The organism is Streptomyces sp. NPDC002588 (assembly GCF_040295925.1).
Classification (GTDB): domain Bacteria; phylum Actinomycetota; class Actinomycetes; order Streptomycetales; family Streptomycetaceae; genus Streptomyces.
This window is the reverse complement of sequence record NZ_JBEOWF010000002.1, coordinates 299,118-313,855: the sequence shown is the minus strand read 5'-3', so window position 1 is coordinate 313,855 and position 14,738 is coordinate 299,118. Positions and strand designations below refer to the sequence as shown.

The 14,738-nt window shown below is 72.3% G+C and carries 12 protein-coding genes; 4 read left to right on the top strand and 8 right to left on the bottom strand.

Annotated features, from left to right (window positions below):
• Positions 1-9: 9 nt before the first annotated feature.
• Genes egtC through egtA form a run of 3 tightly spaced genes read right to left on the bottom strand, consistent with a single transcriptional unit; the run spans position 10 to position 3,442 of the window.
• Complete coding sequence (gene egtC, locus ABT057_RS04115) at positions 10-801, bottom strand: ergothioneine biosynthesis protein EgtC (protein ID WP_352340857.1); 792 nt, start codon at positions 799-801, stop codon at positions 10-12.
• Entirely contained in the window at positions 801-2,132 is a 1,332-nt protein-coding gene (egtB, locus tag ABT057_RS04110) for an ergothioneine biosynthesis protein EgtB (RefSeq protein ID WP_352340856.1), read from the bottom strand. Before egtB ends, egtC begins: the two co-directional genes overlap by 1 nt.
• Positions 2,129-3,442 (bottom strand): ergothioneine biosynthesis glutamate--cysteine ligase EgtA, encoded by a 1,314-nt coding sequence (gene egtA / locus ABT057_RS04105; RefSeq protein ID WP_352340855.1) that lies wholly within the window; start codon positions 3,440-3,442, stop codon positions 2,129-2,131. The genes egtB and egtA overlap by 4 nt, the downstream gene beginning before the upstream one ends.
• Positions 3,443-3,751: 309 nt before the next feature.
• On the opposite strand from egtA, the gene ABT057_RS04100 reads away from it, so the two are divergent.
• Positions 3,752-4,576 carry a TIGR02452 family protein gene (locus ABT057_RS04100; protein ID WP_352340854.1) on the top strand — a complete coding sequence of 275 codons (825 nt, stop codon included), beginning with the start codon at positions 3,752-3,754 and terminating at the stop codon, positions 4,574-4,576.
• On the opposite strand, the gene ABT057_RS04095 is transcribed toward ABT057_RS04100, so the two are convergent.
• The 4 genes from ABT057_RS04095 to ABT057_RS04080 form a co-directional block, all read right to left on the bottom strand.
• Positions 4,561-5,007, bottom strand: coding sequence for a type II toxin-antitoxin system PemK/MazF family toxin (locus ABT057_RS04095; protein ID WP_352340853.1), 447 nt, complete (start codon positions 5,005-5,007; stop codon positions 4,561-4,563). The genes ABT057_RS04100 and ABT057_RS04095 overlap by 16 nt on opposite strands.
• Before the next feature lie 42 nt (positions 5,008-5,049).
• Entirely contained in the window at positions 5,050-6,534 is a 1,485-nt protein-coding gene (locus tag ABT057_RS04090) for a flotillin family protein (protein WP_352340852.1), read from the bottom strand.
• Between the two features lie 143 nt (positions 6,535-6,677).
• Positions 6,678-6,896: an NfeD C-terminal domain-containing protein gene (locus ABT057_RS04085; RefSeq protein WP_352340851.1), complete on the bottom strand. Its 219-nt coding sequence runs from the start codon at positions 6,894-6,896 to the stop codon at positions 6,678-6,680.
• A 20-nt stretch (positions 6,897-6,916) separates the two neighbouring features.
• Positions 6,917-8,338: an amidase gene (locus ABT057_RS04080; protein ID WP_352340850.1), complete on the bottom strand. Its 1,422-nt coding sequence runs from the start codon at positions 8,336-8,338 to the stop codon at positions 6,917-6,919.
• 216 nt (positions 8,339-8,554) lie between these two features.
• On the opposite strand from ABT057_RS04080, the gene ABT057_RS04075 reads away from it, so the two are divergent.
• Entirely contained in the window at positions 8,555-9,943 is a 1,389-nt protein-coding gene (locus ABT057_RS04075) for a glycoside hydrolase family 43 protein (protein ID WP_352340849.1), read from the top strand.
• Between the two features lie 198 nt (positions 9,944-10,141).
• A complete protein-coding gene (locus ABT057_RS04070; protein WP_352340848.1) occupies positions 10,142-10,660 on the top strand; it encodes a GNAT family N-acetyltransferase in 519 nt (172 codons plus the stop codon).
• Positions 10,661-10,875: 215 nt separating this feature from the next.
• On the opposite strand, the gene ABT057_RS04065 is transcribed toward ABT057_RS04070, so the two are convergent.
• Positions 10,876-11,949, bottom strand: a complete 1,074-nt coding sequence (locus ABT057_RS04065; protein WP_352340847.1) for a LacI family DNA-binding transcriptional regulator — start codon at positions 11,947-11,949, stop codon at positions 10,876-10,878.
• Positions 11,950-12,218: 269 nt separating this feature from the next.
• Between ABT057_RS04065 and ABT057_RS04060 the strand changes: the two genes are divergently transcribed.
• Positions 12,219-14,606: an ATP-binding cassette domain-containing protein gene (locus ABT057_RS04060; protein WP_352340846.1), complete on the top strand. Its 2,388-nt coding sequence runs from the start codon at positions 12,219-12,221 to the stop codon at positions 14,604-14,606.
• The last annotated feature ends 132 nt before the right edge of the window (positions 14,607-14,738 follow it).

Below are 14,738 nucleotides of genomic sequence, written 5' to 3'. Positions count from 1 at the left end.
GGAACAGGCTCACGTGGGGGTCTCCTCGGGTGGTGCGGGTACCGCGTCGGGACTCGGGTCCTTGAGGGGGGTGAGCAGGACGTCGGTGCGGCTCGCCGTCAGGAGGGTGCGGTCGGGGACCTCCTGCCAGCGCGGATCGTCGTCGTGGGGTTCGGAGGCCACGACCGTGCGGCCGCCGGGACCGGCCAGGTACCAGAGGCTGTCGCCCCAGGCGGTCGCGGTGATCGCCGTACCGTTGGTGAGCAGCAGGTTGAGGCGGGATCCGGGTGCCGCCGCGGCGACCTCGAGGACGGTGTCCGTCAGCGCCTGTCCCTCCGGGTCCCCGCCGTTCAGCCGGGCCAGGACCAGCGCCCACACGAACGCCGAGTCGGTGCGCGCCTCCATCGACAGCACGTCGGCCGCGGGCAGGGTGCGCACCAGGGACTCCAGGGAGCGCGGCCAGTCGGACACCGCCCCGTTGTGGCTGAACAGCCAGGTCCCCGCCGCGAACGGCGCCGCCGCGGCCTCCGCGTCGGCCCCGGCGAGCGTCGCGTCCCGTACGGCGGCCAGCCACGCCCCGGAGCGGACCACCCGGGCCAGGTCGGCGAAGGACAGGTCCGCCCAGATCGGTCCGGCGCGGCGGTAGCGGGCCGGGACCGGATCGTCCTCGGCGTACCAACCCACGCCGAAACCATCGGCGTTGACCGTCCCGTACCGCTGCCGCCTGGGCGCCCACGACTGCCGGTACAGCCCGTGCGGCGGCTCCACCAGCACCCGGCCGAGCGGCTCCACGGGCCCCAGGCACGCGATATGACGGCACATCAGACGGTCCCCGAGCGCGCGGTGCGGAAGCCGGAGAAGATCTGCCGCCGGATCGGGTAGTCCCAGTTGCGGAACGTGCCCCGGCAGGCCACCGGGTCCACCGCGAACGAACCGCCGCGCAGCACCTTGTACTCGGGCCCGAAGAACACCTCCGAGTACTCCTTGTAGGGGAACGCACGGAACCCGGGATAGGGCAGGAAGTCGCTCGCCGTCCACTCCCACACGTCACCGATCAACTGGCGTACGCCGAGGGGGGATTCGCCCTCCGGGTAACTGCCGGCGGGGGCCGGGCGCAGATGGCGCTGGCCCAGGTTGGCGTGTCGGGGGGCGGGGTCGGCGTCGCCCCACGGGTAGCGCATCGAGCCGCCGGTGGCCGGGTCGAAGCGGGCCGCCTTCTCCCACTCGGTCTCGGTCGGCAGCCGGCGCCCGGCCCAGCGGGCGTAGGCGTCGGCCTCGTACCAGCACACGTGCAGCACCGGCTCGTCGGGCGGCACGACCTCGGTGGTCCCGAAGCGGCGGCGCAGCCACTGGCCGCCGTCGCGGTGCCAGAACAGCGGGGCGTGGATGCCGTGGCCGCGGATGTGCGCCCAGCCCTCCTTCGTCCACCAGCGTTCCTCGTCGTAGCCGCCGTCGTCGATGAACGCCTGGTACGCGGCGTTGGTCACCGGTGTGGTGTCGATGTGGAAGGGGGCCACCTCGCGCCGGTGCGCGGGGCGTTCGTTGTCCAGGGCCCAGGGCTCGTTGGACGTGCCCATCGTGAACGGGCCGCCGGGGACCAGCACTTCGGCCGGCCCGGTGAACAGCGGGAGAGGATCCGGGTCGGGGGCGGTCAGGGCCGCCGGGCCCCGGCGCAGCTGATGGGTGATCAGCATCGTCTCGTCGTGCTGCTGTTCGTGCTGGGCGATCATCCCGAAGGCGAAGCCGGCCTCCGTCAGCCGGGTGCCGTGGAAGTCGGCCGACTCCAGCACGTCCGTCACCCGGCCGCGGACCTCCGCCGCGTACCGGTGGGCCTCGGCGGGCGGCAGCAGCGGCAACGAGGGCCGCTCGGCACGCGGGTGCTCGAAGGCGTCGTAGATGCCGTCGATCTCGGGACGCATCGCCTCCCGCCCGGCCACCGTGCGCAGCAGCCACAACTCCTCCTGGTTGCCGATGTGGGCGAGGTCCCACACCAGCGGGGACATCAGGGGGGAGTGCTGGGCGGTGAGGTCGGGCTCCTCGACGCATGTCGTCAGGAGCGTGGTGCGCTCACGGGCGGTGGTCAGGCTCGCCAGCGCGCGGTCGCGGAGCGCGTCGGCGTCCAGTGGGCCGGCGGCCGGAGTGGTCTCGGTCATGGGCGGAGGTCCTTCCCGTACGCGCGGGTGTCCGTGCCGCGCAGGCGGTCGAGCGTGTCGTCGGCGGGGGTGCGGCCCCGGAGCACATAGCGGTCCCGGTACGCGGCCACGGCCTCCAGCACGGGGGCGGTGGCGCCGAGCCGGGGCAGGGCCCGGAGGGCGGCCTCGAAGCAGACGACGGCGGTCTCCTGGAGCTCGGGGTCGGCCAGGCCGTAGCGGGCCGCCTCGATCCACAGCGGATTGTGCGGGGCGGGCCGCGGCAGCGCCCGCTCGGCCAGCGGTTTCACCGCCCGGTAGGCCGACTCCGTGGCCTCCGGGTCGTCGAACAGCGCCGTCGCCACGGCGACCGGCACGATCCAGCCGTCGTCGCCGGGCTGCGCGTCGATCATGCGCAGCTCCAGGTGGCCGCGGGGTCTGACCGGCGGGAAAAGGGTGGTCAGGTGGTAGTCGAGGTCCGCGCGGGTCGGGGACCCCGTCCGGATCCACTCGCGGAAGGTGAGCCGCTCCGGGACGTCCCAGGGGCCGCCCTCGCGCCGTACGCACATCACCGGAGCGTCCAGCACATGCCGGGCCCAGGCCTCGCGCGGCTCCCCGTCCAGGGCGGGGGCGCCCGCGCGGCCGGCGCCGATCTCGGTCCACAGCAGCTGCCGGGTGGAGCGCCACCCGGTCGGCCTGCCGCCGAGCAGCGGGGAGTTGGCGAAGGCCGCCACCAGCACCGCGCCCAGCGTGTGCGAGAGCCACCAGCGCCGTCCGTGCCCGAGCGGGCCGGGTTCCTCGTAGCCGGCGTCCAGACAGACCTGCACGGAGGCCGAGGTGCACATCATGGCGCGGCCGGCCGGCCCGGTGCGGTCGAGGTACGTCTCCATGGCGTCGTAGCGCGGCTCGTGCAGGAACCGGCGCGGCGCGTGCCAGGGATCGGTGCCGAGGCCGACGAGGGCGAGGTCCCGCTCGCGCAGGACGGCCCGGACGGTGTCCAGATCGGCGGAGAGGGTGCCCAGGCACTCCATCAGGGAGGCGGCGGGCGGTGAACTGAGTTCCAGCTGCCCGCCCGGTTCGACGGTGAGCGGCGAGCTCAGGGGCACTGTCCTCAGCGCGGCGTAGGCCGCTTCGAGCCGTTCGGGTGACACGGGGAGCCGCGGCCGGCGCAGCTCGTGGACCAGCCATTCCAGTTCGACACCGAGGGTGCGGGGCGGGCCGGTCTTGAAACAGATGCCCCTCACCAAGGCCTCCACCTCGGCCTCGGTGAGGGTGTCGCGGCGCTCCGTACAGTCGGTGGGGCTGTCGGTACAGTCGCTGACCGAATCGGACATGTCGGGATCCTCCTGAGGTTCCACCATGCCACCGGTCCGGCTTCCGGGCCGCCGGACCGGCATCACATCTGTCCCACCCAAGACCCTCGTTCCAAAACGCACAAGGGTGCAAATCGGTGCGTAATGGTCCGGCGGCCTTCGAATCCGTGCCGATTACATGTTGTTACCTGGGAGTTCCCGGTGTGTTTCCCGGTCCCGGAAAATCTCGTTGCACCGCCTGTCCGGCGTCGCTCACGATGCGTGCATGAGTACGACGGCGGGAGAGGCGGGGGAGACCCGCACGCCCATGGAGTCCACGGGGGTGGCGCCATGAGCGCGCGGCTGCGCGGGATCGCGCGGGAGACGGAGGAGATCGTGGCGGCGGGCGCCTACCGCGCACCCGACGGGCGCGAGGTGTCCCTCGCGGCGGCGGTCGAGGCCGCCCGGGCGGGCACCCGGATGCTGGGCCCGGGACCGGTCCCGGTACCGGAGGCGTCCCCCGTCACCACGGCCGTCGAGGTCACCGGCGAAAGCAGCCTGGAGGCCGCCCGCCGGCTCGCCGACTCCCCGGTCGCCGTCCTGAACTTCGCCTCCGCCCGCAACCCGGGCGGCGGCTATCTGAACGGCGCGCAGGCGCAGGAGGAGGCCCTGTGCCGCGGCTCCGCGCTGTACGCCTGTCTGCTGCGGGTCCGGGAGTTCTACGACCACCATCGCGCCCACCGCGACCCGTTCTACACCGACCGGGTGATCCACTCACCGGCCGTGCCCGTCTTCCGCGACGACCGCGGCCGGTTGCTGGGCGAGCCGTACACCGCCGGCTTCCTCACCTCCGCCGCGCCGAACGCGGGGGTGGTGCTGCGGACGGCGCCGGAGCGCGCTCCCGAGCTGCCGCGGGCCCTCGCCGTGCGCGCCGAGCGGGTGCTGGAGACGGCCGCGGCGCACGGCTACCGGCGGCTGGTGCTGGGCGCGTGGGGCTGCGGGGTGTTCCGCAACGACCCCGCGCAGGTGGCGGAGGCGTTCCGGGCGCTCCTCGCCCCCGGCGGGCGGTTCGGGCGGACCTTCGAGCACGTGGTGTTCGGGGTGCTGGACCGGACGCCGGGGACCGAGGTGAAGGCGGCCTTCGAGCGGGCGCTGGGCGCTCAGGTCCAGCCGTAGCGCTCGTGCAGCCGCTGCCGGACCAGGTTGAACCGCCCCCGGTCCAGCGCGCACGCCTCGCGGCGCATGCCGTCCTCGTGGAGCCTGAGGACGCGGTCGACGTCCACCCAGGAGTCGCGTCCCGTGCGGTCCCAGGGGCCGCTGCCGATCGCGACCCACTCCCGGTCGTTGTCGTGGCGCTTGCTGGAGAGCTGGACGGCGAGGAAGGTGCCGGCCGCCTCGCGGGCGACGACGAGCACCGGACGGTCCTTGCCCCGGCCGTCGCTCTCCTCGAAGGGCACCCAGGTCCAGACGATCTCACCGGGGTCGGGGTCGCCGTCGTGCGCGGGCGAGTACTCCGTGCGGACCCGGCCCACCTCGCGCGGGTCGGCCTCGGTGGTGGCGGTGGGCCCGAAGCGGCCCGGGACGTATCCATCGGTAGACGTGCTCACGGGGGCACCCTAAGGGGTGCCCCCGTGAGTCCCACCAGCGGTTCACTTCCCTTCGACGGGCACCTTCTGCGACGGCGGCGGCGCGGCGACCCCGTTCAGGGGCGAAGTCCCGCCCGGCGTCTGTCCGTTCTGGTTCATGGACGCCAGCAGCTGACGGGCGAGCCCCAGCCCGGTCCCGCCCATGGTCAGCGCCTTCGCGAACACGTCGCCCATGCCGTCGGCGCCGTTGAGCAGCACCATGTTGTCGACGTTGCCGAACGCGGACGCACCGGCCCGCACGATCTCCGGCCAGTTCTCCGCGAGTTGCTGGGCGACGACCGCCTCCTGGTTCTCGGCGAGGGCGGCGGCCCGGGCCTTGATGGCCTCCGCCTCCGCGAGACCCTGCGCCTTGGTCGCCTCGGCCTCCGCCAGACCCCTTGCCTGTGCGGCGGCCGCCTCGGCCTCACCGGTGGCCCGGGTCGCGGCCGCGCCGGCCTCACCCCGGGTCCTGGTGGCCTCGGCCTCGGCTCCGGCGGCGGTCTTCACCCGGGTCGCCTCGGCGGCGGCCGCGAGTTCCGTCTCCTTCGCCTTGGCCTGCGCCGCCGAGATCCGCGCGTCACGCTCGGCCTCGGCCAGCGTGCGCTTCTCGTACGCCTTGGCGTCCGCGGGCTTGCGGACGTCGGCCTGGAGCTGCTGCTCGCGCCGGTGCGCCTCCAGTTCGGCGACCCGGGTCTCCTGAATGACGACCTCCTGCCGGGCCGCCGCGTCGGCGTTCGGACCCGCCTGCCGGGCCTTGGCCGCCGCCTTGTCCCGCTCGGCCTGGTAGCCGGCCTGCAGGATCTCGCTGTCCCGGGTGGCCTCCGCCATCCGGGCGAACGAGGCCTGCTCCGCCTCCGTGGCGAGACGATTCGCCTCCGCCTGCGCGATGCGCGCGTCCCGCTGCACGGCCGCCGCGTGCGGCATCGCCAGGTTCTGGATGTACCCGGTCGGGTCCTCGATCTCGTGGATCTGCAGCGAGTCCACGATCAGGCCCAGCTTCTCCATCTCCGTACCGCAGGCGGCACGGGTCTGCCCCGTGAGCTTCTCCCGGTCCCGGATCATGTCCTCGACCGTCAGCCCGCCCACGATGGAGCGGAGATGGCCGGCGAAGACGTTGTGCACCCGCTCCGACATCATCTTCTGCTGGTCGAGGAAGCGCCGGGCCGCGTTGGCGATCGACACGAAGTCGTCGCCGACCTTGAAGATGACCACGCCCCGCACCTTGAGCGGGATGCCCTGGTGCGTCACGCAGTCCACATGCAGTTCGGTCTCGTTCAGGTCGAGCGACAGTTTGCGCACCACCTGCACACCGGGCATCACCAGCGTGCCGCGCCCCGTGACGATGCGGAAACCCATGCCCTCCTCCAGCCCCTCCATGCGGTGCTTGGAGCCGGAGATGACGAGTGCCTCGTTGGGTTCCGCGACCCGCCACATCAACTTGAACAGACCGATCAGAACGAGAACGGCGACGACCGCCGCCCCCGCAACGACGCCGACAACCATCGGCATACGCCCCCTTTGGATGGTGCCCTTTCGGCACCGAACGAAGGGAGTGTGCGCCTCGGCGGACCCGGGTTGAAGACGCTGACGAATCCTTGTTGCAATCTTGACGCATACCTGGACGAAGAGCTCTCACCTGGGGTGAGGCGGGCTCAACTGTCGTACGCCTCCGTGACGTAGACGGTCCTCGGCGGCAGGTACTCCACCACCATCACCACCGTGCCGCGCTCGATCCTGCCCGTGCCGTTCGCCGCGTAGGCGAGGAAGTGCTCGGCCCCGCCCCGCACCCGGACGATCACCTCGCCGACGAGCCCGGGCCCGACCGTCCCGGTGACCCGCCCCATCAGCCCGATCATCGACGCATCGTCCATGGTCACAGGGTACGGGCAGGTTATGCGGCCGGGGAGTCCGCGACGAGCGGCCCGGGCCAGTGTTCGTGCCAGCGCAGCTCCGCCTCCAACTGGGCGGCGAGGGAGAGCAGCAGGGGCTCGCTGTCGGCCGGGCCGAGCAGTTGGGCGCCGACGGGCAGACCGTCGGGCGTGAAGCCCGCGGGGACGTTGACGCCGGGCCAGCCCAGCACGTTCCACGGCCAGGCGTAGGGGCAGGCGGCGATCATCGCGCGGTCGGTGGCGAACCCGCTCAGGTGCAGCATCGCGCCGACGAGCGGCGGGGGAGCGGCCGTCGTCGGGGCGAGGACCACGTCGTACGACGTGAAGAAGCCGCCGATACGACGGTGCAGGGCCGCCTCCGCGCGCCGGGCCGCCCTGAGCGGGGCGCCGCCGAGCAGCCGGCCGAGCCGGGCGGCGCCGTGGGTGCGCCGGTCGAGCAGCGCGGGGAACGGTGCCTCGGCCACCCGTTCGGCGATGCCCGCGGTCGCCCGGGGCACGAAGGTGAGCCCGATCTGCCCGTAGGGCGGGTCGGCCTCCTCCACGTCATGTCCCAAGTCGGCCAGTTTCGAGGCGAGTTCGACGACCCGGGCGCGCACTTCGGGCGTCAGGCGCGCGGGTACCGCGGTGAACGGCGGCTTGAGGGAGAGCGCGATCCGCAGCCGGCCGGGATCGCGGCCCACCGCGGCCGAGGCGTCGACGGCGGCCGGCCGGTGCGGGTCGCGGTCGTGGTTCCCGCTCGCCGCGTCGAGGAGCAGTGCCGCGTCCCCCACCGTCCGGGCCAGCGTGCCGTTGACGGTGATGCCGTGGAAGGACTCGCCGCGCGGCCAGGTCGAGATGCGGCCGCGCTGCGGCTTGACGCCGACGAGATGTGTCCAGGAGGCCGGGATGCGGACCGAACCGGCGCCGTCCGAGCCGAGCGCCGCCGGCACCAGACCCGCCGCCACCGCGGCCGCCGAACCGCCGGAGGAGCCGCCCGGCGTGTGCCCGGGGCTCCACGGGTTGCGGGTCGCGCCGAAGGCCGGGCCCTCGGTGAACGGCCACTGGCCGAACTCGCAGGTGTTGGTCTTGCCGACGATCACCGCGCCGGCCGCGCGCAGCCGCCGTACCGCCTCTCCGTCCTCGGCGGCCGCCGGATGCGCGCCCGGGCAGCCGAAGGCGGTCGGTTCGCCGGCCACGTCCATGTCGTCCTTGACGGCGACCGGCACCCCCAGCAGCGGCCCGCGTCCGCCCGCCGCCAACTCCCGGTCCGCGGCGTCGGCTTCGGCGAGCGCGGCCTCGGCGCGGACGATCCGGAAGGCGTTGAGGGTGTCCTGCGTGGCCTCGATCCGGGCCAGGGCCCGCTCGACGAGAAGACGGCTGGTCACCTCCCCGGCGGCCAGGGCGCGGGCTGACTCGGCCAGGCCCTGGGCACGGTCGAGCGTCATGGCGGGACCACCTCCGGTACACGATGTCTACCGGAGAGTAACTCCCGGACCGGTGGCGCTGTACAGGTTTCGCACAGGTGTCGGCCAGTCGTGTGTGAACCATTGACGTGCACCTGCCTCACCTCTACCTTCTGCTCGACTTCTCGAACCGAGTTCGAAGTTTCGGACGTACGCCGTTGTACCGGTCCGTTGTACGAGTCCCAGGGAGAGCCGCCCGTGACCACACATCCCCCCACCCCGTCCCGTCGCGCCCTGCTCCGGGCGATGGCCGCCCTGCCGGTCTCGGCCCTGGTGCTGGGCGAAGCACCCGGGCTGCTCGGCACGGCCGCGGCCGCCGCCCCCGCGAGCGGCTACGCCACCCGGTACACCATCGTGCCGTTCCTCAACAGCGACGACGGCACGGTCAACGTCTACCAGTCCGACGACGCCACCGACTTCCGTCTGGTGCAGTCCTCCGCGTACACCCCGCCGAGCAACCGCATCCGCGACGCGAGCATCTTCAAGCACACCAACGGCTACTACTACCTGACCTACACCACCCACACCTGGCAGGACGTCAGCACCACGATCGGCTTCGCCCGCAGCTCCGACCGGGTCAACTGGACCTTCCTGTACGACTACACGGTCCCGATCACCGGCCTCTCCCGTGCCTGGGCGCCGGAGTGGTTCGTCGACAGCGACGGCAGTGTCAACGTCATCGTCTCCTGCTCGCTGACCAGCGACGAGTGGATCTTCACCCCGTATCTGCTGAAGGCCACCAACTCGGCGCTGACAACGTGGAGTTCACCGGTGGCCCTGTCGGGCATCGGCTCCAACCACATCGACACCTGCATCGTGAAGGCAGGGTCGACCTACCACGCGTTCACCAAGAACGAGACGGCGAAGTACATCGAGTACGCCACCGCGAGCAGCCTCACCGGCCCGTACACGATCTCCAGGACGGGCGACTGGGCGGGCTGGGGCAGCTACCGCGAGGGCCCGTCGGTGATCCAGCTCGACAACGGCGCCTGGCGGATCTTCTTCGACGGCTACGGCGACGGCAATTACTACTACAGCGACAGCTACGACACCTTCGCCACCTGGAGCGCGCCCAAGGCCCTGCCCGCGGTCTCGGGCACGGCCCGCCACTTCACCGTCATCAAGGAGACCGTGTCCGGCGGGCCGAGCATCACGAAGAACGCGACCCGCTCCTTCCGGTCCGTCAACTACACCACCCGCTACTGGCAGGAGCAGTCCGCCCTCCTCAACCTCCCGGTGGTCAGCAGTTCCAGCACCACCGCCGAGAAGCAGGCGGCCACCTTCACGGTCGTCGCCGGCCTCGCCGACTCGGGCGGCTACTCGTTCCGTGACGCCTCCGGCAACTACCTGCGCCACTACGACTTCCGCGCCCGGTTCGACGCGAACGACGGCACGTCCACGTTCGCCAGGGACGCCACGTTCATCGCCCGCACGGGCACGGCGAGCGGCTCGGTCCGCTTCGAGTCGTACAACTACCCCGGCTACTACCTGCGGCACTACAACTACCAGCTGACCGTGGCCGTGTCGGACGGCACGGACCTGTTCCGGCAGGACAGCTCGTTCGTGCCGGTGACCGCCTGGGCCTGAACGGGGCCGTGCCCGGCCGGCTGCCGTGCCGGGGCACGGAGGGCGGGTTCCGCCGATGCGGCGCCGGAGGACGTCCCGGCGCCGCATCGGCGGCACCTGTCGGTGCGGACCCGACCTCGAACTCCTGTGCCGAGTAGGCGAGTTGGACACTTTCGCGGCCACCTCATCCCGGTTGGGCCGGGTCGTAGGGTGGCACATATGAGCATCGACGATGTCGCGTTGCGCCCCGTGGCCGAGGACGACCTGCCCGTCATGGAACTGTTCCTCAACGACCCCGCGACCACCGCGCCTTTCCAGTGGTCCGGCTGGTGGGACCCGGGGCGCTGGCGCCGCCAATGGGCGCAGAACGGCCTGCTCGGCGACGACAGCGGGCATCTGATGGTGGTTCGCGGCGGGGAGAGACTGGGGTTCGTCGCCTGGCGGAAGATCACGCCGACCCGGACCACGTCCTACTGGAACATGGGGATCTGCCTGCTGCCGGAGACCCGCGGGCGGGGTGTCGGGACAGAGGCGCAGCGGCAGTTGGTCCGGTACCTCTTCGCGCACACCACGGTCGTACGGATCGAGGCGGACACCGAAGCGGAGAACATCGCCGAACAACGCGCCCTGGAGAAGGTCGGGTTCAGCCGCGAGGGCCTGATGCGCAGCATCGCCTTCCGCGACGGGCAGTGGCGTGACGGCGTGCGCTACAGCATCCTGCGCGGCGAACTGGCCTGAGCACGTGATGCCGCGCTCGCCGGCTGAACGGACAGCCGGGGGCCGGCCATGAGCGGACTGCCGTGCGGCGGTCGCGGCCGTCAGGCGGAGGGCTTCCGGGAGGCGCCCTCGCGCGGGGCCGTGGTGAGGCGGCCCGCGTGCGGCTTCCCGCACGACGTGGCCGCCCGGGTCGAGATCGGTCGTCACGGTCACCTGGCGGCTGCCGCGGCACCGGTTCAGGCGCCGGTGCCGCCGCAGCTTTCGCGGATGATCAGGTCGGTGCCGGCGAAGGTCGGAGCGAGCGGCTGGAAGTCGCTCTCCAACTGGCCGCGCAGGAGGCCGAAGGCGTCGCGGCCCAGCCCCTGGAAGTCCATGCGGACGGTGGTCAGGGAGGGGGTGAGGAAGCCCGCGTGCGGGGCGTCGTCGAAGCCGATGACGCCGACGTCTCCCGGCACGGACCGCCCGGCGTGATGCAGGGCGCGCAGTACGCCCAGCGCCAGGTCGTCGTTGCCGCACAGGATCGCGGTGACACCCGGGTCCTCGGCGAGCCCGCGCCCCTCGTCGTACCCGGCCCGCGCGTCCCAGCCCTTGCCGCCGTGGGGTTCGGGCGGGGTGATGCCGGCCGCCTCCAGCGCGCTCCGCCAGCCCTGGGCACGCGGCCCCTCCGAGCGGCGGGTGCCCCCGGACGTGGGGATCGCGACGTAGTGAACCGTCCGGTGGCCGAGCTGAAGGAGGTGCGCGGTGGCGGCGCGGGCCGCCTCACGGTCGTCGGCCCACACGGCCGGCCGGGGAGGGGTCCGGCCGTGCGACGGCGCTTCGACGACCGCGGCGCACGGTACGTCCGCCGGAACCCGGCTCAGTGCCGCGGCGCCGAGCCGGTCGAAGCCGATGACCATCAGTGCGCCGCCCTCGGCCATGGCCGACGAGATCGTGCGGTCCAGGTCCTCCTCGGGCGTCAGCACCTTCATGCCGAGCGAGTAGCCCGCGGCCCGGGCCGCTTCCTCCAGGCCCTGCAGGGTGGCCGCGTAGCCGTAGAGGGTCGTGTTCGACGTCAGTACGGTGATGGACCGGGTCACGCCGCTGGCCAGTGCGAACGCGGTGGCGTTGCGCCGGAATCCCAGCGTCTGGATGGCTGCCTCGACCCGCCGGCGGGTCTCCTCGCGGACGTTGGGGTGACCGTTGATGACCCGCGAAACTGTCTGGTAGGAGACGCCCGCCGCCTGGGCGACGTCGCGAATGCTGGCGGCCTTGCGTGGCTCCTGTCCGGGGCCGGAGCGGCCATCGGAGCTCTTGTGACCGGTCACATCCATGGGACGAGTGTCAGCGGTCACAATGACGTCCGTCAAGACACAAACCCATGTGCTGCCGACAGTTGTACCAGCCAGACGCCACGGCGCACGAACGCCCCGGCTGAAGCTGCTTCAACCCGACCACGGTCAGCCGCGGCACGCCCGAGCGGGGCGGGGACGGGCGACGGGTCGGCCCGGCGGGGAACGATCAGGATCGGAGAAGCCGAACGTGATCCCGGGCCCGTAGCGTGTGGGGCTATGGAGAGCGAGCTCCGGAGGATGGAGAGACGATGAGCAGGGCCACGAGGACGGACACGGGCACCACCGAGGCGCACAGGGCCGACAGCCACGATCTGATCCGGGTGCACGGCGCGCGCGTGAACAACCTCAAGGACGTCAGCATCGAGATCCCCAAGCGCAGGCTGACGGTCTTCACCGGTGTCTCCGGCTCGGGCAAGAGCTCGCTTGTGTTCGACACCGTCGCCGCCGAGTCGCAGCGGCTGATCAACGAGACCTACAGCGCCTTCGTGCAGGGCTTCATGCCGACGCTGGCGCGGCCCGAGGTCGACGTCCTCGAAGGGCTGACCACCGCGATCATCGTCGACCAGCAGCGGATGGGGGCCGACCCCCGCTCCACCGTCGGCACCGCCACCGACACCAACGCGTTGCTGCGGATCCTCTTCAGCCGGCTCGGCACACCGCACATCGGCCCGCCCAGCGCGTACGCCTTCAACGTCCCCTCGGTCCGGGCGAGCGGCGCGATCACCGTCGAACGCGGCGCCAAGAAGGCGGTCAAGGCCACCTTCAACCGCACCGGCGGCATGTGCCCGCGCTGCGAAGGCCGGGGCGCGGTCTCCGACATCGACCTCACCCAGCTCTACGACGACTCCAAGTCGCTCGCCGAGGGCGCGATCACCGTCCCCGGCTACAAGGGCGGCGGCTGGAACTCCCGGCTCTACGTCGAGTCCGGCTTCTTCGACCCGGACAAGCCGATCCGCGGATACACGAAGAAGGAGCTGCACGACTTCCTGCACCGCGAGCCGACCCGGATGAAGATCGCGGGCATCAACATGACCTACGAAGGGCTGATCCCGCGGATCCAGAAGTCGATGCTCTCCAAGGACAAGGAGGCGATGCAGGCGCACATCCGCGAGTTCGTGGAGCGGGCGGTCACCTTCACCACCTGCCCCGAGTGCGACGGCACCCGGCTCAGCGAAGGCGCCCGGGAGTCGAAGATCAAGGGGATCAGCATCGCCGACGCCTGCGCGATGCAGATCAGCGACCTGGCCGACTGGGTCCGCGCACTGCGCGAGCCGTCGGTGGCGCCGCTGCTCACCGCGCTGGGGGGGACCCTGGACTCCTTCGGCGAGATCGGTCTCGGCTATCTCGCGCTCGACCGGCCGGCGGGCACCCTGTCCGGCGGCGAGGCACAGCGCGTGAAGATGATCCGCCATCTCGGCTCCTCGCTCACCGACGTCACCTATGTCTTCGACGAGCCCACCGCCGGCCTGCACCCGCACGACATCCAGCGGATGAACGAACTGCTGCTGCGGCTGCGCGACAAGGGCAACACGGTGCTCGTCGTGGAGCACAAACCGCAGACGATCGCCATCGCCGACCACGTCGTCGACCTCGGCCCCGGCGCCGGCACGGGGGGCGGCACCGTCTGCTTCGAGGGCACCGTGGAAGGGCTGCGGGCGGGCGACACCGTCACCGGCCGCCACCTGGACGACCGGGCCGCCCTCAAGGAGACCGTGCGAACGCCCACCGGCGCGCTGGAGATCCGCGGCGCCACGGCGCACAACCTGCGCGACGTCGACGTCGACATCCCGGTCGGCGTGCTGTGCGTGATCACCGGCGTCGCGGGCTCCGGCAAGAGCTCGCTGGTCCACGGCTCCATCCCCGCCGGGGCGGGCGTGGTGTCGGTCGACCAGACGCCCATCCGCGGCTCCAGGCGGAGCAACCCGGCGACGTACACCGGACTGCTCGACCCGATCCGGACCGCGTTCGCCAAGGCCAACGGCGTGAAACCGGCGTTGTTCAGCGCCAACTCCGAGGGCGCCTGCCCCACCTGCAACGGCGCGGGCGTCGTCTACACGGACCTGGCGATGATGGCCGGGGTCGCCAGCACCTGCGAGGACTGCGAGGGGAAGCGGTTCGAGGCGTCGGTCCTCGACCACCACCTCGGTGGCCGCGACATCAGCGAGGTGCTCGCGATGTCGGTGGCCGAGGCCGAGGAGTTCTTCGGCGACGGCGAGGCGCGCACCCCGGCCGCGCACCGCATCCTCGGCCGGCTGTCCGACGTCGGGCTCGGCTACCTCAGCCTCGGCCAGCCGCTCACCACGCTGTCCGGCGGCGAACGCCAGCGGCTGAAGCTGGCCACGCACATGGCGGACAAGGGCGGCGTGCTCGTCCTCGACGAGCCGACCACCGGCCTCCACCTCGCCGACGTCGAGCAACTGCTCGGCCTGCTGGACCGGCTCGTCGACTCCGGCAAGTCCGTCATCGTCGTCGAGCACCACCCGGCGGTCATGGCGCACGCCGACTGGATCGTCGACCTCGGCCCCGGCGCCGGCCACGACGGAGGCCGCGTCGTCTTCGAGGGCACCCCCGCCGACCTGGTCGCCGCCCGCTCCACCCTCACCGGCGAGCATCTCGCGGCCTACGTCGGCGGCTGAGACGGCACCGGGCCGGGGCCCGTCCGGCGGATCGGGGCGCAGGGCGGCAGCGGCGACCGACCAGCCCGGGCGAGCGGGCCCCGGGTGAGCCGGACCTGACCGGCGACAACGCCGCGGCCGGGCGTGTCGGCG